Below are 22,902 nucleotides of genomic sequence, written 5' to 3'. Positions count from 1 at the left end.
CTTAGAAGCCGTTCCTTTTTCGGTTTCGTACCACCGTTCACCACGAACTTTGCGCGCTGCTTATGCGGCGGCTCGTTCGGTAACGTCGGGAGAAAGCGATGAGCAAGATCGATCGAAGGTCCGCACTGGGAATCGCGTTGGCAGCGGCTTCGGCTGCCATGGTCAAGCCAGCCGCCGCTCAAGCCACAGGCTACAAGGATATGACGCCTTGGCCAGGTGTCGTGGTGCGTGAATATGAAGGCGAGACACCATCCCTGATCCCAGGTTTTAAGACCGTCTCAATGCGCGATGTCATCATGCAGCCGGGGGCGAAGACCATGGGGCCCCCGATGATGAATGCCATGATCTGCCATATCACCGAAGGGGAGCTTCGGCTTGAGCAGGACGGAAAGACCTTTACGGGCAAGAAGAATTTTGTCTGGACCTGCAACAAGGAAACAAAAGAACAGGCGTACAACGACGGGAATGTGGTCGCGATTATGCGGATCACGGACCTGAAAGCTTAAGGCCCATGTGGAGGAGCGGATGGCGCACGCGACGACGCGCCATCCGCCTGCAGGATCATGGATTGTTGCAACGTCACAGCCGGAGAAAAGTTCGTCCGCGCGCCAAGCTGCGGGTCACAAGCGGCCATCACGACGAAACAGCACGGCGTCCGCGGCAAGCTCCCAAGCTGACGTTCGCGAGCACCGCCCCGCTACGCCGTCCGCAGCACCGGCGACGGCGGCTGCGACGGCCGGATCAGCGCGAATGCGACCTGGATGATGCCGCCGGCCAGACCGAGCGCCACGCCGATGCGCCAGGCCATGGTGTAGGAGCCGAGCGTGTCGTAGAGCACCCCTCCTCCGTAGGCGCCGAGGAAGCTGCCGATCTGGTGGCTCATGAAGGCGAGGCCCTGGATCATCGCCTGCCAGCGCAGGCCGAACATTTCGGCGACGGCGCCGGCAACCAGCGGGCCGACCCCCATCCAGAGGAAGCCCATGATGGCGCCGAACAGCAGCGTCGAGAACGACGTCGCCGGCAGCATGAAATACCAGGCAAGCGCGAGCGAGCGCAGGATGTAGATGCCGCCCAGCAGTGCCAGCTTGTTCCAGCGCTGGCCGGCCCAGCCGAAGAACAGCGAGCCCAGCACGTTGAAGCCGCCGATCATGCCGAGCGTCTGCGCGCTCAGCATCGGATCGAGGCCGCAGATCGCCAGATAGGACGGCAGATGCGTGGTGAGAAACACGAGCTGCATGCCGCAGACGAGATAGGCGCAGGTCATCACCACGAAGGACGCGTTGCCGAACGCCGTCTTCGCAGCCGTCGCGGCGGTGGCATCCCCGATGTCGTCGGCGGCGGGCTTCGGCAGCGGAATCGCGTCGACACGGCCGGCATACCAGGCCGCAGGGATCATCAGCACCGACATGATCACGAAACCGGCGAGCCCGACGCGCCAGCCAAATCCTTCGTTGAGCATCTGTCCGAGCGGCGCCGACAACAGCGCGCCGAGCGAGCCCGCGCCGGAGACGATGCCGAGCACGGTCGAGCGTACAGTCTCCGGCACCGCGCGCGCCGCCACCGACATCGCGATCGCGGCCGCGGTGCAGGCCAGCGACGTCCCGATCAGCACGCCGGCGCCGATCATGATGCTGACGAGCCCGTTCGCGGTCGCCATCAGAATGAGGCCCACGATGTACATCAGCGCGCCCACGATCATGATCGGGCGGAAGCCGTAGCGCACCGTCATCGCGCCGGCGAGCGGCTGGAGAAAGCCCCAGGCGAGGTTCTGCACGGCCAGCGCCAGCGTGAAATCCGAGATCGAAATGTGGATGTCATGCGTCAAAGGCTGCATGAAGATGCCGAGGCTCTGCCGCAGCCCCATGCCCAGCGTCAGCATGATCGAGGCGCCGATCAGGATGGGCAATGTCGGACGCAGGACCTGCAACAGGGGCATATTTTTCTCCCTCGTCGGCGCGACGCGCGCGCCGGCGTCTGCAATTCTCGATGTTTTTAGTTACACAGATCTGTGTACTTAGGCTATGAAAGGTGCACGCTGTCAAGCGAACAGGACGCACGCTGCCGCATGGCTCCCCCGCCCACACCACAGACGATGAAGGAGCGGATCCTCGAGACCGCCGACAAGCTGTTCTATCTGCAAGGCATTCGCGCCATCGGCGTCGACACCATCGCGGCCGAGATCGGGATCTCCAAGCGCACGCTCTACAACCACTTCCCCTCCAAGGACGCGCTGATCGCGGCCTATCTGGAGCGGCGCTTCGTCAAGCCGCGCCCCTCCGACAAGCCCCCGGCCGAGCAAATTCTTGGCACCTTCGATTCGCTGGAGCGGCGCTTTGCGGCCAAGGATTTTCGCGGCTGCCCGTTCGTCAATGCGGTCGCCGAGCTCGGCCCAAAGGACCGCGCCGTGAAGAAAATCGCAATCGCCTTCAAGGAAAGTCGCCGCGTCTGGTTTCGCGAGCGGTTGAACGAGCTAGGTGTTGCGGATGCGGATGCGCTCGCGACACAGCTCGTGCTCCTGGTCGACGGCTCGATCGCGCAGGACCTCGTGCGCGACGACCCCGCGATGGCCCGCGCCGCGAAGGAAGCGGCGAAGGTGCTGCTGCGGAATGCGGGGGTGGATGTGGGTGATGGGGAGAAGCAAACCGCGACGCACAGCAAGCGCACGCCGCACTGAGCACTGCTGCCGCATCACTCGGTGTCATCACCCGCGAAAGCGGGTGATCCAGTATTCCAGAGACAGCGAGGCTAGAACCGAGAGGCCACGGCGTACTGGATTCCCCGCTTTCGCGGGGAATGACAGTGGAGCTTGGGGGGAAGCGACGACACCTGACTACACGTCAGGACCAATTCGCGATCCTATCAAAATGCTCCTGTTTTGCCCGACGTGTCAAACGCCCGGGCAATCGGCCTAGGCCGCCCAGCTCTACCCGCATAAGCCATTGATCCAACTAACGCCGGCTACTGTGCATGGGGTTGTTTTCGCAGTTTTTGTTGCAAGCGGCCTCACGCCGCCTGCGACACCACGCGATTGCGGCCGTCGTGCTTGGCGCGGTAGAGCGCGGTGTCGGCGCGCTTGAGGACGTCGGCGACCGCCTCGCCCTTCTGCTCCAGCGTGGTGAGGCCGATCGAAATCGTGACCTCGATGCGCTTGGTGCCCTTGTGGACGGCGAACGGCTCGCCCGCGATCGAGCGGCGCAGGCGCTCGGCGACCATGCCGGCGACGTGGAGATCGGTCTCCGGCATCACGATGACGAACTCCTCGCCGCCGTAGCGGCAGGCCAGGTCGATGCCGCGGATCGACTTGCGCACGCGCACCGCGAACTCGCGCAGCACGTCGTCGCCGGCGTCGTGGCCGTAATTGTCGTTGATCGACTTGAAATAGTCGATGTCCAGAATCATCAGCGCCAGGGGCTTGCCGCGGGTCGAGGCTTGGTCAGCGAGCGTCGCCAGATGGCTCTCCATGTAGCGGCGATTGTGCAGGCCGGTGAGCGCGTCCGTGATCGCCATCTCGATCGAGTTCTGCACGTTGTCGCGCAAATGATCGGTGTAGCGGCGGCGGCGGATCTGCGTGCGGGCGCGGGCCAGCAGCTCGGTCTTGTCGATCGGGCGCAGCAAATAGTCGTTGACGCCGATCTCGAGGCCGCGGAGCAGCCGCGTCGAGTTCTCGGGGTCCGCGATCGCCAGGATCGGCACGTGGCGCGTGCGCTCCAGCGAGCGCGCCTGGCTGCACAGCCGCAGCCCGTCGAAATTGTTGAGGTCGAGCGAGACGATCAGCAGGTCGTAATTGCCCTCGGCGGCGTGGAACAGCGCTTCCGTCGGGTTCGGCTCGACGTCGATGGTGTGCTCCGCGGCGAGGATCGTCGCCAGCCGCTCATAGGAGGACTGACGGTCGTCGACCAGCAGAATGCGGCCGCCCCGGCCGGTGTCGGCCACGGCGCTGCGCTCGGGCGCCTGCATGCCGATCTCGAGCGAGGTGATGGCGCGCATGCGCAGCTCATCGGTCATCATCTTCAACCGGGTCAGCGAGCGCACGCGCGCGATCAGCACGACGTCGGAGACGGGTTTTGTCAGGAAATCGTCGGCGCCGGCTTCCAGCCCGCGATTGCGGTCGGCGGGGCTGTCGAGCGCGGTGACCATCACGACGGGGATGTGGTGCGTCGCCGGATCGGTCTTGAGACGGCGGCAGACTTCAAAGCCGTCCATGTCGGGCATCATCACGTCGAGCAGGATGATGTCGCATTCGGCGCGGCTGGCCAGCGCCAGCGCTTCGGTGCCGTTCGAGGCGGTCATCACGTCGAAATATTCGGCGGACAGGCGAGCTTCGAGGAGTTTGACGTTGGCGGGAACGTCATCGACAACCAGGATACGCGCGGACACTTTGAACTCACTTCCTATCCGATAAAACGCCGGACCGTCTCAATGAATTTGCCGACCGAGATCGGCTTGGACAAATAGGCCTCGCAGCCGCCCTCGCGGATGCGCTCTTCGTCGCCCTTCATCGCGAACGCCGTGACCGCGACGACGGGAATGGCGCGCAGCTCCGGATCGTCCTTGATCCAGCGCGTGACCTCGAGGCCCGAGACCTGCGGCAATTGGATATCCATCAGCACGAGGTCGGGCCGCATCTTGCGAACGAGGTCGAGCGCCTCGTAGCCGTTGCTGGTGCCGGAGGTCTGGTAACCGTGCGCCTCCAACAGGTCGCGGAAGAGCTTCATGTTGAGCTCGTTGTCTTCCACGATCAGGACGGTCTTAGCCATCCCGCCCTCCTGATTGGCACGAAGCCCTATACATGTGACGCCTCAGGCGCCGCTCGCCGGCGCTTCGAAAACTGGATTCAAACTAGCCTCAGATTCGCTTGAGTTTCGTTAAACCCGAGGGCCGACTTTCTGCGATGTGGTTTCCGGTTGCTTGTCGGCGGTCTTGAGACTCGGGCATGATGGTTTCAAAGTAGACACCGAAAGTTAACGGAAAGGCAAACCGAACCCTTGAAAAAGCCTGTTCACAACCCTCGCGAAGCCGCTGAAATCGTTGCGATTCAGGCGCTCTCCTTCGTGGCCGGCGATCCGGAGCGGCTTGGCCTGTTCCTCGCTGAGACAGGCGTCGGTCCTGAGACCCTGCGCAATGCCGCCTCGGACCCGAATTTCCTCCTCAGCGTGCTCGATTTCGTGATGCGCGATGACGCCACCGTAAAGGCCTTTGCCTCGACCGCGGAGCTGCATCCGACCAACGTTGCTGCGGCGCGGCAGGTGCTGGGCGACGCGCTCGGCGACCCCTCCTGGGAGCGCGACGTGCCGTGACCGTCCCTGATACGGCCGGACCCCGCTGCTTCTGCCGGGATTGTCTGGCCGATCTGGATATGGGCGTGAGGCGCTGCTCCGCCTGCGGTTCCCCTCGCCTCGTCCGCCACCGCGCGCTCGCAGGCCTGACCATCGCCCATATCGACTGCGACGCCTTCTATGCGACGGTCGAGAAGCGCGACAATCCTGACATCGCCGACAAGCCCGTCATCATCGGCGGGGGCAAGCGCGGCGTGGTGTCGGCCGCCTGCTACATCGCCCGCACCTATGGCGTCCGCTCGGCCATGCCGATGTATAGGGCGCTCGAGGCCTGCCCGCACGCGACCGTGATCCCGCCCGACATGGCCAAGTACGTCCGTGTCGGCCGCGAGGTGCGCCAGGCCATGCAGGCGCTGACGCCGCTGGTCGAGCCGCTCTCGATCGACGAGGCCTTCCTCGATCTCTCGGGCACCGAGCGGGTGCACGGCATGGTTCCGGCCAAGGTGCTGGCGCGGTTCGCGCGCAACATCGAGCGCGACATAGGCATCTCCGTCTCGGTCGGCCTGTCCTGCAACAAGTTCCTGGCCAAGATCGCCTCCGACCTCGACAAGCCGCGCGGCTTTGCCGCGCTCGATCAGGAGGAAGCCCGTTTGATGCTGGCGGAGAAGCCGGTCGGCTTCATCTTCGGCGTCGGCCCGGCCACGCAGGAGCGCTTGGTGCAGCGCGGCTTCCGCATCATCGCCGACCTGCAAAGGGCCGACGAGATCGAGATGATGCGGCAGTTTCCGAGCGATGGCCGCAGGCTGTGGCGGCTCGCCCGCGGCATCGACGACCGCCGCGTCGAGCCCGATCGTGGCGCCAAGACGATTTCGAGCGAAACCACCTTCGAGACCGACATCCGCGATTTCGCGACGCTGGAGAAGATCCTGTGGCGGCTCTGCGAGAAGACGTCGTCGCGGCTGAAGAGCAGCGAGCTTGCCGGCTCGACCGTCACGCTGAAACTGAAGACCGCCGATTTCCGCCAGCGCACCCGCTCGCAGTCGATCGCAGGCCCGACGCAGCTTGCCGCCAAGATCTTCTCGATCTGCCGCGAGATGCTGGCGAAGGAGATCGACGGCACCGCGTTCCGTCTGATGGGCGCCGGCGTCAGCGCGCTGCGCGAAGGCTCGCCCGCCGACGACACCGACATGCTCGACCGCCGTGCTGCGCATGCCGAGCGCGCGGTGGACAGTCTGCGCAAGAAGTTCGGCAACTCCGCCGTCATTCGCGGCATCGCGTATGATGGCCCTGAAACAGGACAGCAGGAATGATCGAGTCCTGCTCAATTCAGTCGCGTTCGAAGATCCGTGCACCCGGATAGACACGCCGGGCATACTGAATGACCAACTGCCGATCCTGACTCGCCAGGAACGGCGTTCGGATCTGACAAGACCCGACGATGAGGTGCCACAGGCCGTTGAGCTTTCCAATCATGACGTTCATTTGAGCTTCCTCGCAGTGACCCGAGTAGACTCAAATTGTAAGAATCTCCGGCCGTCGCTCAATTGTACCAGCGTAAGGTCAGCGTATGAGAAGGATTGGAAGAGATATACAAAGGTATGTTGGCGAGGCCCCTGTCAGGTTCCGGCGCTGATCGGTTTCGCAAGGGCTGTACGCATCCGAACGCGCTGAGAGGCTGGCCATCGTGACAGGCGAACGCGACCTCGACGCGCTGTTGAGAAACATGAAGCCGGAGCTGCTGGACGGCACCTTCGTGTTTTGCACGATCCCACCCAACGAGCCCGTTCCCGCAGCGGTCAACCCGCTGCTGACGTTTCGCGAGCAGGAAGGAACCACGCTGGTGATCCTGCGCGAAGAAGCCGAGGCGTCAGGCTTACGCTACGCGTTCGCCTCGCGCCTGATCACCCTGACGGTACACTCCGCGCTCGATGCGGTGGGCTTCCTGGCTGCGGTCACGGCCCGCCTGGCCGAAGCCGGCATCAGCGTGAATGCGGTGTCGGCCTTCCACCACGATCATCTTTTCGTACCTGCCGACAGGGCCGATGAAGCGATGGCTGTTTTGCGAGCTATGTCCGCAGCAAAGTAAGATGGGTAGAGTGAAGCGAAACCCATCGAGCTCTTCCTGCGCAACAAGGGTGATGGGTTTCGCTTCGCTCTACCCATCCCACGGTCGGATCAATCCGCGACGGCCACCGCCTCGATCTCGATCAGCCATTCCGGCGCGGCGAGCGCGGAGACGCCGACGAGGGTGCTGGCCGGCGGCTCCATGCCTTCGAAGAAGGCCGAGCGGGCCTTGCCGATGATAGGGCGCAGCTCCGGCTTGTAGTTCACCACGAAGGTCGTGATCTTGACGATGTTGGCGTAGGTCGCGCCGGCCGCCTTCAGCGCATGGCCGAGATTCTGCATCACCTGCGTCGTCTGCGCGGCAATATCGCCCTCGCCGACGATCCGCCCTTCCTCGTCCACCGACACCTGGCCGGAGATGTAGATCGTACGCGCACCGGAAGCGGTGACGACGTGGAAATAGGCCGGATTGTGATGCAGGCCGCTGGGGCGGAGATGGTCGAGCTTGGGCATGGTGCTTGCCTCCCGGGTTTGTGGTTGGGAGGAAGCGTAGCCGGAGAGCGAGCGGAGGGCTAGTCTCGCCCCTCAATTGCAGGGCTTGCTGTCCCTCGCGTCGAACTTGCCCATCGCGCCGGAAATCACGAAATCGTTGTAATCGAGCACGAGCTGACGCGAAACGCCGTTTTCGTAGAGCTCGAACGCCATCGCGTAGACCGGCGTCTGCTCGCCTTCCTTCTGCTGGGACTCGCGGTCGAAATAGCTGACGGTAACCGGCCAGCGCTTGAGCGACTTCATGTGCTCGTCCGTGGTCGATGCATCGGGCGAAGCAGTGCGGTCGGCGGGAATCGGCTGACCGATCACGGTCAGCGTGTTGTAGACCTTCTGGCCGTCGTCGGAGCCGTCATAGACCGACAGCTCGAGCAACGACTTGCCGTCCTTGGCGGCGGCAATGATGCGCTGGATCTGCTCGGTCGGGAACACGATCTTGCCGTCGAGCGTGAAATTCTTCGGCGCCGGCAGCTTCAGCTTGACGTTGATGTGGTCGCCGTCGCGCTCGGCCGAACCGTCGACCCGGCCGGCATCGGCCTCGTTCATCCGCGTCTCGATCTTGAAGCGGTAGCTTTTTCCCGCGGCGTCCTCCCAGGAGTTGGAGCGGAGGTCGCTCAGCGTGATCTTGCCCTCGCCGCTGTCGAGCTCGGAGACCTGGCGGAATTCGGAGGTGTAGCCCTCGCACGAACTCCCCGTGAAATTGTAGAGGATGCGGCCGCGCGCGCTGTTGATCGAATTGGAGCGCGATTTGACGAGGCTGAGGTCGTAGAGCGCCTGGTGCGCAAGGAACGGACCGCTGGCCGCCTGCGCTCCACCGCCTGCGCCGAAAGCAGCCGCCGCGAGCGCCATCACACCGAGCGAAGTCCGGAAAAGGTGCACCATGTGTCATCCCTGGGGAAAGCGCAGATTCGACATTTTAATGACCGTTCCATTGCGTCGCAACTGAGGCCGTTTCACGTAAAGTTGCGGCCCCCGCCTTGAACCTGCTGCCTGGCCACAACAAAATGCAGTCGCTCCGGTTGCTTGCATGTGACGGCACGATGGGCGAAACAGGGCGCGCCCGGCCTCCAAATGGACGCAGCCGGGCGGATGAAATTTGGACAACGAGGTCGAACATGGCGGGCACGGTCGAGCAGAAACTGGCGGAACAGGGCATCAAGCTGCACGAGGCCCCTACCCCTGTCGCCAATTACGTGCCGTTCGTGCGCACCGGTAACCTGCTGTTCGTCTCCGGCCAGGTCTGTTTCGACCCCGCCGGCAAGCTGATCGCCAAGGGCAAACTCGGTGCCGGCGTTTCGATCGAGGACGGTGCCGCAGCGGCGCGCGGCTGCGCCGTGAACCTGCTGGCCCAGGTCAAGGCGGCGCTCGGCGACCTCGACAAGGTCGTGCGCGTGGTGCGCCTCGGCGGCTTCATCAACTCGGCACCCGACTTCCTGGACGGACCGAAGGTGCTCAACGGCGCCTCCGACCTGATGGTCGCCGCCTTCGGTGACAAGGGCCGCCATGCCCGCACCACCGTCGGCGTCGCCTCGCTGCCCGCGGATGCGGCGGTCGAGGTCGAAGGCGTGTTCGAGGTCGCCTGACACGGAGCTGACGGCGTTGCGCGCTCCTGATTGGCTGACAGCCCGGCCGGTCGCCCATCGCGGCCTGCATGACATTTCCCGCGGTGTCGTCGAGAACATGCCGGGCGCGGTGCAGGCTGCGATCGCGGGCAATTTCTCGATCGAGGTCGACATCCAGCTCTCCGCCGACGGCGAGGCCATGGTGCACCATGACCACGCGCTCGGCCGTCTCACCGAGGCCACCGGCGAGGTGGTCGAGAAGACCGCGGCCGAGCTGAAGGCGGTCAAGTTCAAGGACACGGACGAGCGGATGATGTCGCTGTCCGATCTCTGCGCCATGGTCGCCGGGCGCGTGCCGCTGGTGATCGAGGTGAAGAGCCATTTTGGCGGCGACCGCAAGCTGGTGAAGCGGATGGCCGAGGTGCTGGCGTCCTATCAGGGGCCCGCTGTCGGCATGTCGTTCGATCCCGACCAGGTGCTGGCGCTGCGTGAGCTGTTGCCGTCCCGCCCGCGCGGCATCGTTGCGCAGCGGACCTACGAGGACGAGTACTGGGCGAAGCTGACGCAGGCGCAGCGCGACAGCATGCTGTACCTGCGCCACGGCTTTCAGACCCAGCCGCATTTCGTCGCCTTCAAGGTTGACCACCTGCCGGCCCCCGCCCCCTGGATCGCCCGCAACGTCCTCGGCTGCGCCCTGCTCGGCTGGACCGTGCGCACCCCGGAGCAGCGGACGCGGGTCGGACAATATGCGGATCAGATGATCTTTGAGGGGTTCGTCCCGTAGGGGGAACACCTGTTGCACAGCGCTTGCTCTCGTGTCCCGGACGCGCTGCAACGCGCAGCGTTGCTGTGCAGAGCCGGGATCCAGAAGGCGGCACGCTATTCGGAGAGATGGGCCCCGGCTCTGCACCGCTGCGCGCTGCGATGCGTCTGGGGCACGAGAGAGCTCGGTTCCCGCCTCTTGAAGTCGCTGCTGCAATGCACGATCTTGGGCACGATGGCATCATCTGAAATCACACTCGAGGCTGTACCCTCGATTGGCGAGGTATCTGCCGAGGATTGGGACGCCTGTGCCAATCCCGACAAGGCTTGCAACGGGTATGGCGCGGGAACTTCATCCGTGCTTCCAGGCGATTCCCTCGGCCTCTCAAAACCCGCTTATAACCCGTTCGTCTCGCACGCGTTTTTATCCGCGATTGAGAAATCGGGTTCAGCAACCATCCGCACCGGCTGGGGGCCGCGGCATCTGGTGGCCAAGGTCGATGGCCGCGTCGCCGGGGTCGTGCCCTGCTATCTGAAATCGCATTCCCAGGGCGAATACGTCTTCGACCGCGGCTGGGCGGATGCCTATGAGCGCGCCGGTGGACGGTACTATCCGAAGCTCCAGGTCTCGGTTCCCTTCACCCCGGCCACAGGGCCCCGGCTGCTGGTCCGCGACGGCGTGGATCGCGAGCGCATCGCTGAAGCGCTTGCAAGCGGGCTGGTGGCGCTGTGCGGCGTCAGCAAGGCCTCCTCGGTGCACGTGACCTTCGCGCGTGAGACGGAGTGGAAGCGGCTCGCCGGACACGGCTTCCTCCAGCGCACCGATCAGCAGTTCCACTGGCATAACGAGGGATTTGCGACCTTCGACGATTTCCTCACCACGCTCAATTCGCGCCACCGCAAGTCGATCAAGCGCGAGCGGCGCGATGCGCTTGCCACCGGCATCACCATCCACTGGCTCACCGGCAGCGACATCACCGAGGATGCCTGGGACGCCTTCTTCGAATTCTACATGGAGACCGGGTCGCGCAAATGGGGCCGGCCTTATCTCACGCGCGAATTCTTCTCGCTGATCGGCGAGACCATGAGCCAGGACGTGCTGCTGGTGATGGCCCGCCGCAACGGCCGCTGGATCGCGGGCGCGATCAACTTCATCGGCTCGGATACGCTGTTCGGCCGCAACTGGGGCGCGGTCGAGCATCATCCGTTCCTGCATTTCGAGGTTTGCTACTATCAGGCGATCGATTTCGCGATCAAACACGGCCTCGACAACGTCGAGGCCGGCGCGCAGGGCGAGCACAAGATCGCGCGCGGCTACCTGCCGCGGACGACCCATTCCGCCCACTTCATCGCCGATCCCGGCCTGCGCCGCGCCATCGACGATTACCTCAAGCGCGAGCGCGCCTATGTCGCCGAGGCCGGACGGGAGCTGGCCGAGCTCGGCCCGTTCCGCAAAGGCGTCGACGAGGCGCCTTGACGGTTTGCCACGGCTGATGACAGTAAGCGCAAAATTCGAGGAGCCGCCGCCATGACCGCCTACGACCCCAACAACATCTTCGCGAAGATCCTGCGCGGCGAGTTTTCCTGCCACAAGGTCTATGAGGACGAGCATGTGTTTGCCTTCCTCGACATCATGCCGCGGGTATCGGGCCATACGCTGGTGATCCCGAAGGCCCCTGCCCGCAACATCCTCGACATCAAGCCTGACGACTACGCCCACGTCGCCCGGGGCGCGCACAAGATCGCGGCCGCTGCGATGAAAGCGTTCGAGGCCGACGGCATCACCGTGCAGCAGTTCAACGAGCCCGCCGGCGGCCAGGTGGTGTTTCATCTCCACATGCACGTGATGCCGCGCCACGACGGCGTGGCCATGCTGCCACCCGCCAGCCGCAAGGAAGACGTCAAGGTCCTCGAAGAGAACGCGGCCAAGCTGATCGCGGCGTTGAAGGCGGGCTGATTGCCGCGCATCGTCATTCCGGGGCGCGCGGAGCGCGAGCCCGGAATCCACTTCACCACCGTCTCTGTTGCCCGATGGATTCCGGGCTCGTGCCTTCGGCACGCCCCGGAATGACGAACTACTCCGACTGAAAATCCCCTGCCTGCGGGGCGGCCAGCGGCGTGAATTCGCAACGATCTGGCTTGATGTCGATCAGCGGCGTGTTGTCGATGCAGTCGAGCCCGCGCACCAGAATGGCATTGCCCTCGATGCCGACGAGCTTGACGATCGAGGTGCCGATCGGGTTGGGCCGGACCGGTGAGCGCAGCGAAAACGTGCCGCGGGTCTTCTCGTTGTTCTTCGGGCTTTGCAGGACGATGTCGCGGCGCGACTTGTCGAGCCAGTAGAGCACCTCGAGATTGCTGTAGAAATCGACGCCCTTGATGGCCGGCACGAACGGCTCGAAGATCTCGAGCCGGCACACCGGGCCGTCCTGACGCCCCTGTCGCGGCGTCTCCATCCGCGAGGTCCAGGGCGTGCGGATGCGGCCGATGAAGACGAGGCCGGCATCCTCCGTCGACGGCAGCTCGATGGCGACCTCGCCCTCGCGGAGCTCGTTTTCGCGAACCATATTTCCAGTTCCTTGCTGTTCGCCGGTGGTTTTAGCCTAACCACCACTTTCCGGCCAGCATGAAGACTTCGCCTGTCACCACACCTGCGAAGATCGAGCGGCGGGTCAGCAGGAAGGCGACGAGGCCTGCGCCGACCGCGCCATAGCGCAAGACGTCCGGCACGCTGGCGAGCGCCCCCGGCGGCTCCACCACGATCTGGGCGATGACGCCGGCCAGGATGGCGGTGGCGACCGCCCTCACCCAGACCAGCAGCTCCGAGCCCTCGTCGATGCCGCCGCCGAACCACAGGCCCAGCATGCGCCATATCTGGTTGGGAACAACGCCCGCAACGAACAGCACGACGAGTGCGTGCCAGTCGCCGATGAGCTGCGCAAAGCTCATGCGCGCACCTCCCGCCACCAATGCACGCCATAAGCGATCGTGCCGGCCACCAAACCGCTGACGAGAATGTCGAGCCCGGAGTTCATCTTCGCGGCCAGCGGATAGAGCAGAACCCCGAGGGTCAGCGCGACGACGTCGGCGACCTCGCGACTGTTGCGCGCGGTCGAGAACAGGAACGACAGCGGCGTCAGCATCAGGATCGCGGCCCCGAGCGTCTGCGTCAGGTTGGCGGCAAGGAAATAGCCGACCGTGTTGGCGGTGAGACACACTGAGACCAGACCAAAACCAAGTCCGTTGACGAAGGCGATGCGCCGCTCGCGCGGCACCTGCGGCAGGAAGCGATGGCATTCGACCCACAGTGTCACCGCCGTAAGATGCGCGGCGAAGAACAGCTCGCGCCGCTTGGTCGTCGGCGTGCGCATCAGGGGCAGCACCGAGACCACCATCGGAAACAGCCGGATCGCGCTGACGGTGACCGCGATCGCCGATTGGATGATGGTCGCGCCGGAGCCGAGCGTGGTGATCAGAATGATCTGCGCGGGGCCCGCCCAGACGAACAGCGTCGAGCACAGCGCCCAGAGCAGGCTGAAATGGGTGTCATGGGCGAGCGCGCCGATGCCGAGATAGGTCGCGAACAGGACAAGCGTGAGGATCGTCTGCGTGATCGAACGCAGTCCCCACGCAAACGCGCGCCAGGAACTTTGCCATTGAGGGGAATCGAGCGGAGGAAGCGCCACGGGAGTCTTTGGCCGGATTGCGGAATCGTGCCCGCATAACGGGCAATGCCGTGGCTGGCGTCAAGGAAGCGCGCGGCGGGGCTGGCATGCGCGCGCGGGCAGACGCGCCTACCCGCTCACACCCCGGTTCTTCAGCACGAAGCAGGCACCGCCGGCCTTGCGGATGCGGTTGCACAGATCATCCGCCTCGCTGCGCGTGTCCGCGCCGATGCGCACCTGGTAGAAGGCGCGCGTACCGCGGCTGCGCATCACCGAGCTTAGCAGGCTCGGATCGCGCTCGCCGATCACCGCGGTCAGCCGCGTGACGGCGCGGGAATACATCGCCAGCGCCCTGTTGCGGTCGAAGCCGGCAGCGAGCTGTACGCCCCAGACCTTTGCGGCAGCGAGCTCGACATGTTGTTCGAGCTCGGCGACGAAGGCATTCGGCGCGCGCTTCAGAAGCGCCATGAGATCGCGGCAGCTCGTCGGCGGCGAACTCGGCGGTCCCTTGCCGGTCGCTCCTGCCTTGGCCCACGCGTCAACGCTCGTGCCGGTGATGGCATAGACGTAGTTGCGGGTCTGCTCCGGCATGCCGCCGGTGCCGGCGAGCCATTCCTGCACCCGGCGCGGCCCGGCGTTATAGGCGGCTGCGGCCAAGCCGAGATTGCCGAACTGGTTGCGCAGCTCGTTCAAAAATTCGGCCGACTTCGGCAGCGCCTGCACCGGGTTGAAGGGATTGAGCAGCCCGCGCTCGCTCGCAGTGCCCGGCATGAACTGCGCGATCCCCTGCGCATGCTCGCCGCTGCGCGTCATGGGTCCCACGGCATCGGCCTGGAATCGGCTTTCCTGCCAGATCACGCGGGCGAAGAATTCCAGCGGCAGATTGGCATCCCGTGCGGCGGCCTCGACGATCAGGCAGATCGATTCCCGCGTATCGCTCTCGCGCGCAGCGACCGGATTCGCCGGTGGCATCGCAAGCTCCTCGACGCTGGGGACAGCAATATTGGTCTTCGCGGGCGAACTGTCCCACGCCGCCACCCGTGTCGCCGAGACGAGCAGTGCGGCGATGATGAGTGATGCAGTTCGCGTCAGCCGTGCCCAAGCATCGCTGTGGCGTGCTCCGGCGCGGCATGCAACAAGATGATCTGCCATGTTGTGGCATCGTGCCATGGTTCGATGAGTTGCCAATATATGCTGTTTGACCCGCTTCTCCCAATGCGCTGCCCCGCCCAGGGGATCCGCGCGATCCTCGTCCTCCTAGCCCTCGTCCTGTCCGCCGCGCCCTCCATGGCGCAAGTCAACTGGCGGATGACCACGGAATATCCGCAAAACAACATTTCCGGGATCGGGCTCACCAGTTTCGCCGATCGCGTCGCGGCGCGCACAAACGGTTTCGTGACCGTAGCTAGCGCTTTCGACAACGAGCTCAAGATCAACTCGGGCGAAATGCCGCGCGCCGCGCTGGATGGTCGCATCGCCGGCGGCGACGCCTTCGCGGGCGCGCTTTCGGGCCTCGACCCGGTGCTCGGATTGTCCACCCTGCCCTTTCTGGTGCAGTCCGTCGACCTCGCCCGCGCCACCAATCTGCGGGCGCGCCCGCTCTACGAGAAGGCGCTCGCGGCGCGCGGCCTGAAGCTGCTCTACGTCACGATCTGGCCGGCCACGGGCCTCTGGTCGGACCATGCGCTGGAAGGCGCCGACGCCCTGCCGAGACTGAATTTGCGGGCCTACGACGCCAACTCCGGCGAGGTCATGCGCGCGGCCGGCGCGAATGCACAGTTCCTGCCGATGGACGCGGCACTCGCTGGCCTCAGGGAGCACCGGCTGAATGCGTTCCTGACCTCCGGCGACGGCGGCGCGGGACGCAAGCTCTGGGACTTCCTGCCCTACTTCACAGCGATCAACTACGCGATGCCGGTCTCGATCGCCTTCGTCCGCAGCGACGCATTTGCCGAACTGTCCGAGCCGGTGCAGCGCGAGGTCCTGGCCGCGGCGGCCGAGACCGAGCAAAGCCAATTCGCGCTATTGACCCATCGCACCATCGAAAATTATGCGCGCATGCGCGACAACGGCGTCCGCATCGCCGAGCCGGCGCCGGCGTCCCTCGTCGCCGCGCTCCGGAAAGCGGCAACGCCCGCGATCGCCACCTGGGAGACGCAGGCGGGCGCCGATGCCGCGGCGATCGTCGAATGGGCGAGACAGCAATAGGGCGAGCCGTGGCGGCCGCCGGCTTGCCACAGCGGTGCTGCGTTGAAATGTCCGCCAGTCCCGCCCTTCACTCGCTTCGGTCCTATGCCGAGGCCGGCTTTTCTGCGCTGATTGCGCGGTCCAGGGCATCGATCAGCGTTTGAAGCTCGACAAACTTGTTCCGTGCTCGCTCGGCATTGTCGCGATCAAAGGGAGCGGCCAGCACCTTCGCATGCGTGTCCCTGTCCTCGATCATTCGATCGCGGGCCTTCCTCAATATGTCCAGTCGCTCGTTCATCTGTGCCTCTCCGCCAATATCTGCTCGACCACGATCAGGGCCTCAGTCGAAACCAGCCGGAAGCTCGCCCTTTCGGAAGAACACCGTAGGCTCATCGTCATAGTCACCCATTTCGGGATCGCCGCTGGACGAGAACGCGACGACGCCGAGTTTGCTCAAGGCCAGTCTCTCCGCCGTGCGCAGCGCGCCGCTTTCCGACTTGCAGACGATGGGAGAGTCGGCCTTCAGATTTCCACCCTTGCCGGCGTTGAACGCCTGCACCACGTAGGTTGTTTCGCGGACCATGACGGCACCTCTGACCTGTTGACACACGGAGTTGACGTCAACGACCGCGACAACCGCGCTCAGCCGCGCATCGCTTCGATGAGCGCGGAAATCCTGATCGTTGCAAAGCTGGAGAAGGTGTCCGACACGGCATATGGCAGGATGATCTGGTCATTGTGCCTCATCGCACCGCAGGTATAGACGACGTTGGGGACATACCCTTCGCGTTCGGACGGTTCAGGCCGCAGCAGCGGCTCGGCCGAGCGAGCCAGCACCCTGGACGGGTCGCGCTTGTCGAGCAGAGCCGCTCCGATCGAGTATTTCCGGATCGGGCCGACACCGTGCGTCAGCAGCAGCCAACCTTCGTCAAGTTCGATGGGTGCCCCGCAATTGCCGATCTGGACGAACTCCCAGGGAAATTGCGGTTTCAAAAGCACCCGGCCGCCCTCCCATGTGTAGAGGTCGTCCGAATAGACCAGATACAGGTTCTCATTGTCCTGTCGCGCGATCATGGCATAGCGGCCGTCGATCTTGCGTGGGAACAGCGCCATGCCCTTGTTGTGGGCTGCAGCCCCCCGCAAAGGCGTTAGCCGAAACGACATGAAGTCGCTGGTCTCGATCAATTCAGACCGGATCGCACGTCCGCTATAGGCCGTATAGGTCGCGTAGTAGATCGCCCGATCACCGTCGTTGAATTTGACGAAGCGCGCATCCTCGATGCCGTTGGATTGGGATTCGGTCACGGGAAAGATGACCCGCTCGCTGAGGTCTTCCTCGGGCCTGAACACCAGTTCCACACGGTCGCCGTCCGATCCGGATACGCGATGGCTGATCCGGGGGACCGAGGCAAGGCGCGCCGTCGGATCGACGGCCAGGCTTCCGTCAGCCGCAATCGTTCCGGTTCGAAACGTCAGTGACGACACATGCCCCTCGCCGATGGCCCGGAGGCTGACGATGAATCGCGAACCTCCGTTCGGTGCTCCCGATTGATCGGGGTGCGGGACGATGCTGGGGTTGAACAAGGCAGAGGCTTCGAACGAATACTCACTGAGAAAATAGGCACCAATCAGCTGGCGCTGCGTCTTCGAGAAGACGCCATGCGTGGCGAAAGCGTCCTCCATTTCATCCGCTCGGGTCTCGAACCGCTCCAGGAGGTTACGATGTCGCCCCTGGAAATTGTCGAGCACATCCGCAAGCTGAACTGCAACGGCCTCCGAACTGAGCGCAAGAACCCGGTCGACGATATGATTTGCACGCATCTTGTCGGTCGGGTTCAGGTCGCGGGGTTCGGTTGCCGGCTTGAAGGGCCGCACGATGACTCGCGCTGGATCGGGGCGCAGATTAAGCCCCTGCCGGTTCAGGAAAGAAGCTTGTGACACGGTATCCTCGGCGTGCTTAATGAAAAGATGAAGTTCAGGCGCTCACGGCGCGCAAGGCTGTGGGCCTCGTCAAGCTCGGGTTGACGCGCGCAAGCTGGCGCATCTCAGCAAGCCCGAGGAGATAGCAAACAACGGACTCGCCTCCGCGGTTTTCGTTGGCGCGATCAGCGTGCAAACCATCCCGGCAACTGCCAGTGAGCGGATCGACCAGCGCCACTGAGAGATCGTTGCTGCCCAGGAACCAGGCGAAGGCCCGAGTTGCCATGGCTTTCCATTCGGCATCGCCGTCGGCACGCCACGCAGCGAGGCAGGCGGCGATCGTCGCCGTTGCCTCCACGGGCTGCTGATCAAACGCACGGGGATGTTGCCGCCGCTCGCCGAAGCCGGCGGTGCCGACCGGCCGGAAATGCCCTGCCGCGGTCGTCTGCTGCGTCATGAGCCAGCGCAGAGACCTCAATCCGGCATCGAGATATTGGGGCGCCTGCGTCGCCATGCCTGTGAGGATCAGCGCCTGCGGCAGCCGCGCGTTGTCGTAGGCCAGCCCTTCCTCGAACCACACCCAGTCAGACGTCTCGACCGACGCCAGACAGGTCATCAACCTGCCGGCAAGGGAATGCCGGACGTCCCTGGCGTGGAGATCGTCCGGAGCTACAGCGCAATAGGCGTCCAAGCCCAGCAGCATGAATGCCCATGCGCGGGGCGAACGAAAGCTCGCCGCGATCGACAATGCCTGGGCGAACAAAGCAGCGGCCCACAGGCGCCGGGACGGGCTCGCGTCTCTGCGTGCAGCCTCGCCCAAAGCCCATAGCGTCCGCCCGTGACTGTCTTCCGACCCTTTGTCCTCAAGCCAGGTTCGATTGAACCCCATGAAGTTGCGAAATTGCCCGGTGTCGGGATTCCAGGCGTGCTGCACGAATGCCGCAAACCGGCTCGTCAGGATTTCCGACAGCGGCTGTTCGCCTGGACCATTGAGGGCGCAGGCCAGCAGCAGCGCTCGGGCATTGTCGTCGACGCAATAGCCGTGCGCGCGATCCGGCACCGAATGGACCGCATGCTGGAACAGGCCGACATCATCGCACATCGACAGGAAATGGCCGATCTGCATATCGGGCGATGCGGCGCTACGTGGCTCCGGCACATTCATGTCCGAGCCCGCGAAGAGCTTAAGCCGATGGCCTTGCCGTACATTGTCGAAGACGGACACGTAGCGCTCGGCGACCCGCTCCCATGTCATCATCCGGCTCGCCGCATAGGCGCGCCGCGACATCGCCTGCCGGCGGGCGTCGTCGGTCAGCAGGCCTGCGATCTCGTTGCCGATCGCCGCGGCGTCGCTGAAAGGCACCAGCACGCCGCACCCGTCGGCAAGCAGCTCGCGGGCGTGCCAGTAAGGCGTCGAGACGACCGGCTTCCCCAATCCGAAGCTGTAGGCCAGGGTTCCCGAGGTCATCTGGGCCTCGTTGAGATAGGGCGTGACATAGACGTCGCACATCGAGATGAATTCGAGCAGCGTGGCGAGATCCGCGAACCGGTCGAAGAACACCACGTGGTCGTCAATTCCGAGTTCGCGCACCCGCGCCACCAGGCTCTCGCGATAGGCCTCGCCCTGGTTTCGGACCAGGTTGGGGTGCGTTGCGCCAAGCACGACATACACCGCATTCGCGCAGCGCTTCAGAATCGACGGCATGGCGTCGATCATGATTTCGATGCCCTTGTTCGGTGACAACAGGCCGAATGTCAGGATGACCGATTTTTGCTCAAATCCAAGCTTGGCCTTCGCTGCATCAGGCTCGACGAAGGCGACATCCGGAATGCCGTGGGCGATGACCTCGATCTTGTCATCGGCCACCCGGTAGACGTCGCGCAGCAGTTCGCGGCCCTTATTGGCCATCACCACGACCTTCGACGACGCCTCGACGATGCGCTCCATGACCGTCCGCTGCGCAGGTGTCGGATCGGCGAGCACGGTATGGAACGTCGTCACCACCGGCATGGCAAGGCGGGACAACAGCACGAGGATATGGGCCCCGGCCTCACCACCGAAAATCCCGAACTCGTGCTGCAAACACACGGCATCGAACCGGCCGGCATTGAGGAAATCCGCGGCCCGCATGTAGTCTTCGATATTGCCGTCCTTGATCTGGAACGCGACCGCCGGAGGATAATCATAGGCTTGACCGCGATCGGTCATTGCCACGATGCAGGTCTCCAGATCCTGGCGCGAAATCGATATCGCGTTCTTCAGGTCGGTCGTATAGGTCGCAATTCCGCATCGTCGAGGCAGCGAGTTGCCGATCACGGCGATACGGCGGAGCGGCGTCATGTCGGCACCTCTATGATTTCGCTTGATGTCGGAGCGTGCACGGCGGGCGGACGCGCCGGCGATTTCTATCGTCCGTCACCTCTGCCACGCGCTGCTTGATTGCAAACCTCAACAGCCGCGACAGATATTCTTCAGCTTCGCTGCGGTTCTGGCCTCTTCCGCAATGAAGGGGTCCTTGTAGGCAGCCCGCGCGGCGTCTTGTTCGGCGGCAGTGGGTTGCTTCGCTTTCGGCGGAAACGCGGCGTCGTAACAGGCGAGCCGTCCGCTCGTGCTCTCGATCGCGCGGCAGTCCGGCTCTTTGGCGACTGCACTTTGCACGAATGTGCCAAGCGCCAATGCGACAATAAGCATTTTCATACGGGTATCGTTCCTCGCTGAGGATCCGGGCGCGCCGTTTGACGCCCCTGCGTTCCTCATGCCTCGAACTGGTCGAACTCGTCAGACAGCAGAACCCGGCCTTGCGGCGTGCATATCCGCACGTCGACATAGCCTTCCTGCAACAGCTCCCTCGCCTTCTTCAGAGCGGCGGCCGTCGTGGTGCGGGCCAGGCTGACATAGCCGCTTTGATCGTGTCCGCTCACCAGATATTGGAGCGGCGTCCTATCCATGCAGAAAAGCCGCGGCGGCCACCAGGAGCAACAGAAACAGCGGGACTATCACCGGCGGCACGATCCAGTCGGCCAGATTAAAGCGAGGCATGCGCGCTCCTCCTCGTTCGGCGGGAGCGCTAGTGACCCTCAGTCACCGATGGATGCCATGGGAAGGGCGGTGATCGCAGGACCCTACGCTTAAGCCCTGCCAATAGCGAGCTTTAAAACGTCGCGCGACGCGGCGGCGTTGCCTTGAGCAGCCGCGTCGTTTAGGTCAAACAACGGCGGTATCAACACGGGCACGACTGGCATGGCTACAATCTTCTTCGATCTCGACGGCACGCTGACCAACCCGAAGCCCGGGATCACCCGCTCAATCCAATACGCGCTGGAGCGGCTCGACCTTGCCGTACCGAGCGAGGACGAGCTGACCTGGTGCATCGGGCCGCCCCTGCACGCCAGCCTGAAGAAGCTCACCGGAAGCGACGAGCTCGCCGACCGTGCGCTACTGCTTTATCGCGAGCGATTTGCCGATATCGGCCTGTTCGAGAATGAGGCCTATGCCGGCATCATCGACACGCTGACGACGATCGCCGCAACCAGCCAGCGCATGTTCGTCGCCACCAGCAAGCCCGCGGTCTACGCCATCCGCATCGTCGATCATTTCGGCCTGAAGCCGTATTTCGAGCGCGTGTTCGGTTCCGAGCTCGACGGCACGCGTGTCGACAAGCGCGACCTGCTGCGCTACGCGCTCGTCGAAGCGAAGGTCGATCCCGTCAGCGCGATCATGATCGGCGACCGCAGCCACGACGTGGTCGGCGCCCGCACCAACGGCATGACCGCGATCGGCGTGCTCTATGGCTATGGCAGCGAGGCCGAGCTGCGGGATGCCGGCGCGCATCACATCTGCGCCGCGCATCCCGAACTGCTCGGCCACTGCGCAGCCTAGGCGCTGACGGTCTCGACCGCCGCCAGCATGCCGGTCTTCGAATGGCAGTTCAGATATTCGAAGAACTGCTCGTCCGCGGCGGCCACCGTGACCTCGTGATAGAGCCGCAGCTTTGCCGACGGCCCGAGCGTCGACAGGTATTTCATCGCCGCGCCGAATATCTTGACGTGGGTCGGATGCGACTCCGCCCAGCGCTCCAGTGCGGCGAGGCTCTTCCACCAGCTCTGGCCGTAGGACTTTTCGCTCACTTTGCCGTCGGCCGAAAGCACCTGCATGTAACGGTTGGCGTAGCATCCGATGGCTAGCCCGTCGTCGCGCAGAAAATCCATGCCCTCGCGCAGCACCGGCTCGACATCGTCGAGGTAAAGTTTTCGCTCCGACGCCTCCGTATCGCTCCAGTCCTGCCCGGAGCGGATCAGGCAGAGATTGTCGTGCGCCTTCACGCGCAGCCGCGCGCCGTCGCGGATCAATTCCGGCGCGCCGCCCGGCGTCATCGGATCGGTCTGCGACAGCGGAATGCGATCGCGCATGCCGCCCCAATAAGCGTGCTCCTGCACCTCGCCGCTCATGCCGTCGGCGATTGCGGCCACGCCCTCGGGCCGGTCGAGCGAGGAGAACAGCGTCTCGTGCCGGGCCACGGCGGGACGCAGCACCTCGATGAAGGTGCCGATGCCCTCGCGCGCCTTCACAGTCCACGCCTCGCGTGCCGGCGCGAACCATGCGTCGAAGCGCGCGACGTCGTCCCAATAGGCAACCGACACGACGGTCTCATAACCGGCGCGGTCGACGTAGCGGGCGCGGTCCCAATGCGAAGGCCCGCCCTCGGCAGCAAACCGCGCCGCGATCTCGGCGAGTGCCGCCGTCGCAGCCGCAGGCGCCGCGCCACGATACTGCACACCGAAATAGGCCATCACGACGCGGCTCACGGCGGGCTTGTAGCGCGCCACGAACGACGGATATGGCGGCTGGTAATCGTCCGGCACGCTCTTGTGGCGCGTGCGCTGGGTCTCGAGATGCAGAGGAATTGCGGATTCCAT

Annotated in this window: 28 protein-coding genes; 11 read left to right on the top strand and 17 right to left on the bottom strand. The window is 64.3% G+C overall.

The window, feature by feature from the left end; all coding sequences use genetic code 11:
- Nucleotides 1-98 precede the first annotated feature (98 nt).
- On the top strand, nucleotides 99-506 hold the full coding sequence (locus tag AB7Z56_RS18720) for a hypothetical protein (RefSeq protein WP_014494682.1): 408 nt from the start codon (nucleotides 99-101) through the stop codon (nucleotides 504-506).
- Nucleotides 507-697: 191 nt separating this feature from the next.
- Here the strand turns inward: AB7Z56_RS18720 and AB7Z56_RS18715 are convergent, their stop codons facing one another.
- Nucleotides 698-1,936 (bottom strand): MFS transporter, encoded by a 1,239-nt coding sequence (locus AB7Z56_RS18715; protein WP_441256393.1) that lies wholly within the window; start codon nucleotides 1,934-1,936, stop codon nucleotides 698-700.
- 129 nt (nucleotides 1,937-2,065) lie between these two features.
- Here AB7Z56_RS18715 and AB7Z56_RS18710 point away from each other — a divergent pair, with 129 nt between their 5' ends.
- Entirely contained in the window at nucleotides 2,066-2,674 is a 609-nt protein-coding gene (locus AB7Z56_RS18710; RefSeq protein WP_063982790.1) for a TetR/AcrR family transcriptional regulator, read from the top strand.
- A 329-nt stretch (nucleotides 2,675-3,003) separates the two neighbouring features.
- On the opposite strand, the gene AB7Z56_RS18705 is transcribed toward AB7Z56_RS18710, so the two are convergent.
- Nucleotides 3,004-4,377: a PleD family two-component system response regulator gene (locus AB7Z56_RS18705; protein WP_028150565.1), complete on the bottom strand. Its 1,374-nt coding sequence runs from the start codon at nucleotides 4,375-4,377 to the stop codon at nucleotides 3,004-3,006.
- 14 nt (nucleotides 4,378-4,391) lie between these two features.
- Nucleotides 4,392-4,757: a response regulator gene (locus AB7Z56_RS18700; protein WP_008566616.1), complete on the bottom strand. Its 366-nt coding sequence runs from the start codon at nucleotides 4,755-4,757 to the stop codon at nucleotides 4,392-4,394.
- Between the two features lie 228 nt (nucleotides 4,758-4,985).
- On the opposite strand from AB7Z56_RS18700, the gene AB7Z56_RS18695 reads away from it, so the two are divergent.
- The gene (locus AB7Z56_RS18695; RefSeq protein WP_441256392.1) at nucleotides 4,986-5,297 is read left to right on the top strand and encodes a DUF3572 domain-containing protein; all 312 of its coding nucleotides are present in this window, start codon (nucleotides 4,986-4,988) and stop codon (nucleotides 5,295-5,297) included.
- Nucleotides 5,294-6,586, top strand: coding sequence for a DNA polymerase IV (locus AB7Z56_RS18690; RefSeq protein WP_231142128.1), 1,293 nt, complete (start codon nucleotides 5,294-5,296; stop codon nucleotides 6,584-6,586). Before AB7Z56_RS18695 ends, AB7Z56_RS18690 begins: the two co-directional genes overlap by 4 nt.
- A 16-nt stretch (nucleotides 6,587-6,602) precedes the next feature.
- Here the strand turns inward: AB7Z56_RS18690 and AB7Z56_RS18685 are convergent, their stop codons facing one another.
- Nucleotides 6,603-6,758 carry a hypothetical protein gene (locus AB7Z56_RS18685; protein ID WP_166097113.1) on the bottom strand — a complete coding sequence of 52 codons (156 nt, stop codon included), beginning with the start codon at nucleotides 6,756-6,758 and terminating at the stop codon, nucleotides 6,603-6,605.
- A 202-nt stretch (nucleotides 6,759-6,960) separates the two neighbouring features.
- On the opposite strand from AB7Z56_RS18685, the gene AB7Z56_RS18680 reads away from it, so the two are divergent.
- Nucleotides 6,961-7,362 carry an ACT domain-containing protein gene (locus tag AB7Z56_RS18680; protein WP_063982788.1) on the top strand — a complete coding sequence of 134 codons (402 nt, stop codon included), beginning with the start codon at nucleotides 6,961-6,963 and terminating at the stop codon, nucleotides 7,360-7,362.
- 89 nt (nucleotides 7,363-7,451) lie between these two features.
- Here AB7Z56_RS18680 and AB7Z56_RS18675 read toward each other — a convergent pair whose 3' ends face one another.
- Both AB7Z56_RS18675 and AB7Z56_RS18670 read right to left on the bottom strand, forming a co-directional pair.
- Entirely contained in the window at nucleotides 7,452-7,853 is a 402-nt protein-coding gene (locus AB7Z56_RS18675; protein WP_441256391.1) for a RidA family protein, read from the bottom strand.
- A 72-nt stretch (nucleotides 7,854-7,925) separates the two neighbouring features.
- Nucleotides 7,926-8,771, bottom strand: a complete 846-nt coding sequence (locus tag AB7Z56_RS18670) for a cell envelope integrity EipB family protein (RefSeq protein ID WP_063982787.1) — start codon at nucleotides 8,769-8,771, stop codon at nucleotides 7,926-7,928.
- A gap of 233 nt (nucleotides 8,772-9,004) precedes the next feature.
- Here AB7Z56_RS18670 and AB7Z56_RS18665 point away from each other — a divergent pair, with 233 nt between their 5' ends.
- The 4 genes from AB7Z56_RS18665 to AB7Z56_RS18650 all read left to right on the top strand — a co-directional run bounded on the left by AB7Z56_RS18665 (nucleotide 9,005) and on the right by AB7Z56_RS18650 (nucleotide 12,170).
- A complete protein-coding gene (locus AB7Z56_RS18665; protein ID WP_014494672.1) occupies nucleotides 9,005-9,472 on the top strand; it encodes a RidA family protein in 468 nt (155 codons plus the stop codon).
- Nucleotides 9,473-9,488: 16 nt separating this feature from the next.
- The gene (locus AB7Z56_RS18660; protein ID WP_063982786.1) at nucleotides 9,489-10,235 is read left to right on the top strand and encodes a glycerophosphodiester phosphodiesterase; all 747 of its coding nucleotides are present in this window, start codon (nucleotides 9,489-9,491) and stop codon (nucleotides 10,233-10,235) included.
- A 213-nt stretch (nucleotides 10,236-10,448) separates the two neighbouring features.
- Entirely contained in the window at nucleotides 10,449-11,690 is a 1,242-nt protein-coding gene (locus AB7Z56_RS18655; RefSeq protein WP_231142130.1) for a GNAT family N-acetyltransferase, read from the top strand.
- Between the two features lie 51 nt (nucleotides 11,691-11,741).
- Entirely contained in the window at nucleotides 11,742-12,170 is a 429-nt protein-coding gene (locus tag AB7Z56_RS18650; RefSeq protein ID WP_063982784.1) for an HIT domain-containing protein, read from the top strand.
- A gap of 118 nt (nucleotides 12,171-12,288) precedes the next feature.
- Here AB7Z56_RS18650 and tsaA read toward each other — a convergent pair whose 3' ends face one another.
- The 4 genes from tsaA to AB7Z56_RS18630 form a co-directional block, all read right to left on the bottom strand.
- Nucleotides 12,289-12,780, bottom strand: a complete 492-nt coding sequence (gene tsaA / locus AB7Z56_RS18645; protein ID WP_063982783.1) for a tRNA (N6-threonylcarbamoyladenosine(37)-N6)-methyltransferase TrmO — start codon at nucleotides 12,778-12,780, stop codon at nucleotides 12,289-12,291.
- Nucleotides 12,781-12,811: 31 nt separating this feature from the next.
- The gene (locus tag AB7Z56_RS18640; protein ID WP_063982782.1) at nucleotides 12,812-13,162 is read right to left on the bottom strand and encodes an AzlD domain-containing protein; all 351 of its coding nucleotides are present in this window, start codon (nucleotides 13,160-13,162) and stop codon (nucleotides 12,812-12,814) included.
- Complete coding sequence (locus AB7Z56_RS18635) at nucleotides 13,159-13,899, bottom strand: AzlC family ABC transporter permease (protein ID WP_063982781.1); 741 nt, start codon at nucleotides 13,897-13,899, stop codon at nucleotides 13,159-13,161. Before AB7Z56_RS18635 ends, AB7Z56_RS18640 begins: the two co-directional genes overlap by 4 nt.
- A gap of 108 nt (nucleotides 13,900-14,007) precedes the next feature.
- Nucleotides 14,008-15,048, bottom strand: a complete 1,041-nt coding sequence (locus AB7Z56_RS18630) for a lytic transglycosylase domain-containing protein (RefSeq protein ID WP_224580780.1) — start codon at nucleotides 15,046-15,048, stop codon at nucleotides 14,008-14,010.
- Between the two features lie 21 nt (nucleotides 15,049-15,069).
- Here AB7Z56_RS18630 and AB7Z56_RS18625 point away from each other — a divergent pair, with 21 nt between their 5' ends.
- The gene (locus AB7Z56_RS18625) at nucleotides 15,070-16,086 is read left to right on the top strand and encodes a TRAP transporter substrate-binding protein (protein ID WP_441256390.1); all 1,017 of its coding nucleotides are present in this window, start codon (nucleotides 15,070-15,072) and stop codon (nucleotides 16,084-16,086) included.
- Nucleotides 16,087-16,168: 82 nt separating this feature from the next.
- Here AB7Z56_RS18625 and AB7Z56_RS18620 read toward each other — a convergent pair whose 3' ends face one another.
- The 6 genes from AB7Z56_RS18620 to AB7Z56_RS18595 form a co-directional block, all read right to left on the bottom strand.
- Entirely contained in the window at nucleotides 16,169-16,363 is a 195-nt protein-coding gene (locus tag AB7Z56_RS18620; RefSeq protein WP_354124223.1) for a hypothetical protein, read from the bottom strand.
- A 42-nt stretch (nucleotides 16,364-16,405) separates the two neighbouring features.
- Nucleotides 16,406-16,648, bottom strand: a complete 243-nt coding sequence (locus AB7Z56_RS18615; RefSeq protein ID WP_063982778.1) for a hypothetical protein — start codon at nucleotides 16,646-16,648, stop codon at nucleotides 16,406-16,408.
- A gap of 59 nt (nucleotides 16,649-16,707) precedes the next feature.
- Nucleotides 16,708-18,006, bottom strand: coding sequence for a glycoside hydrolase family 130 protein (locus tag AB7Z56_RS18610; protein WP_085405552.1), 1,299 nt, complete (start codon nucleotides 18,004-18,006; stop codon nucleotides 16,708-16,710).
- Between the two features lie 34 nt (nucleotides 18,007-18,040).
- Complete coding sequence (locus AB7Z56_RS18605) at nucleotides 18,041-20,326, bottom strand: glycosyltransferase family 4 protein (RefSeq protein ID WP_354124222.1); 2,286 nt, start codon at nucleotides 20,324-20,326, stop codon at nucleotides 18,041-18,043.
- 108 nt (nucleotides 20,327-20,434) lie between these two features.
- Entirely contained in the window at nucleotides 20,435-20,683 is a 249-nt protein-coding gene (locus AB7Z56_RS18600; RefSeq protein WP_071913045.1) for a type VI secretion system-associated protein TagO, read from the bottom strand.
- A 56-nt stretch (nucleotides 20,684-20,739) separates the two neighbouring features.
- Nucleotides 20,740-20,934 (bottom strand): hypothetical protein, encoded by a 195-nt coding sequence (locus tag AB7Z56_RS18595; protein WP_354124221.1) that lies wholly within the window; start codon nucleotides 20,932-20,934, stop codon nucleotides 20,740-20,742.
- Nucleotides 20,935-21,226: 292 nt separating this feature from the next.
- Here AB7Z56_RS18595 and AB7Z56_RS18590 point away from each other — a divergent pair, with 292 nt between their 5' ends.
- The gene (locus AB7Z56_RS18590) at nucleotides 21,227-21,865 is read left to right on the top strand and encodes an HAD family hydrolase (protein ID WP_247315967.1); all 639 of its coding nucleotides are present in this window, start codon (nucleotides 21,227-21,229) and stop codon (nucleotides 21,863-21,865) included.
- Here AB7Z56_RS18590 and AB7Z56_RS18585 read toward each other — a convergent pair.
- Nucleotides 21,862-22,902 (bottom strand): phenylacetaldoxime dehydratase family protein, encoded by a 1,041-nt coding sequence (locus AB7Z56_RS18585; protein WP_354124220.1) that lies wholly within the window; start codon nucleotides 22,900-22,902, stop codon nucleotides 21,862-21,864. The genes AB7Z56_RS18590 and AB7Z56_RS18585 overlap by 4 nt on opposite strands.

Source organism: Bradyrhizobium sp. 482_C4_N1_8, assembly GCF_052075965.1.
GTDB lineage: Bacteria > Pseudomonadota > Alphaproteobacteria > Rhizobiales > Xanthobacteraceae > Bradyrhizobium > Bradyrhizobium barranii.
The sequence above is the reverse complement of the archived record's forward strand: the minus strand, read 5'-3'. Positions and strand labels throughout refer to the sequence as shown.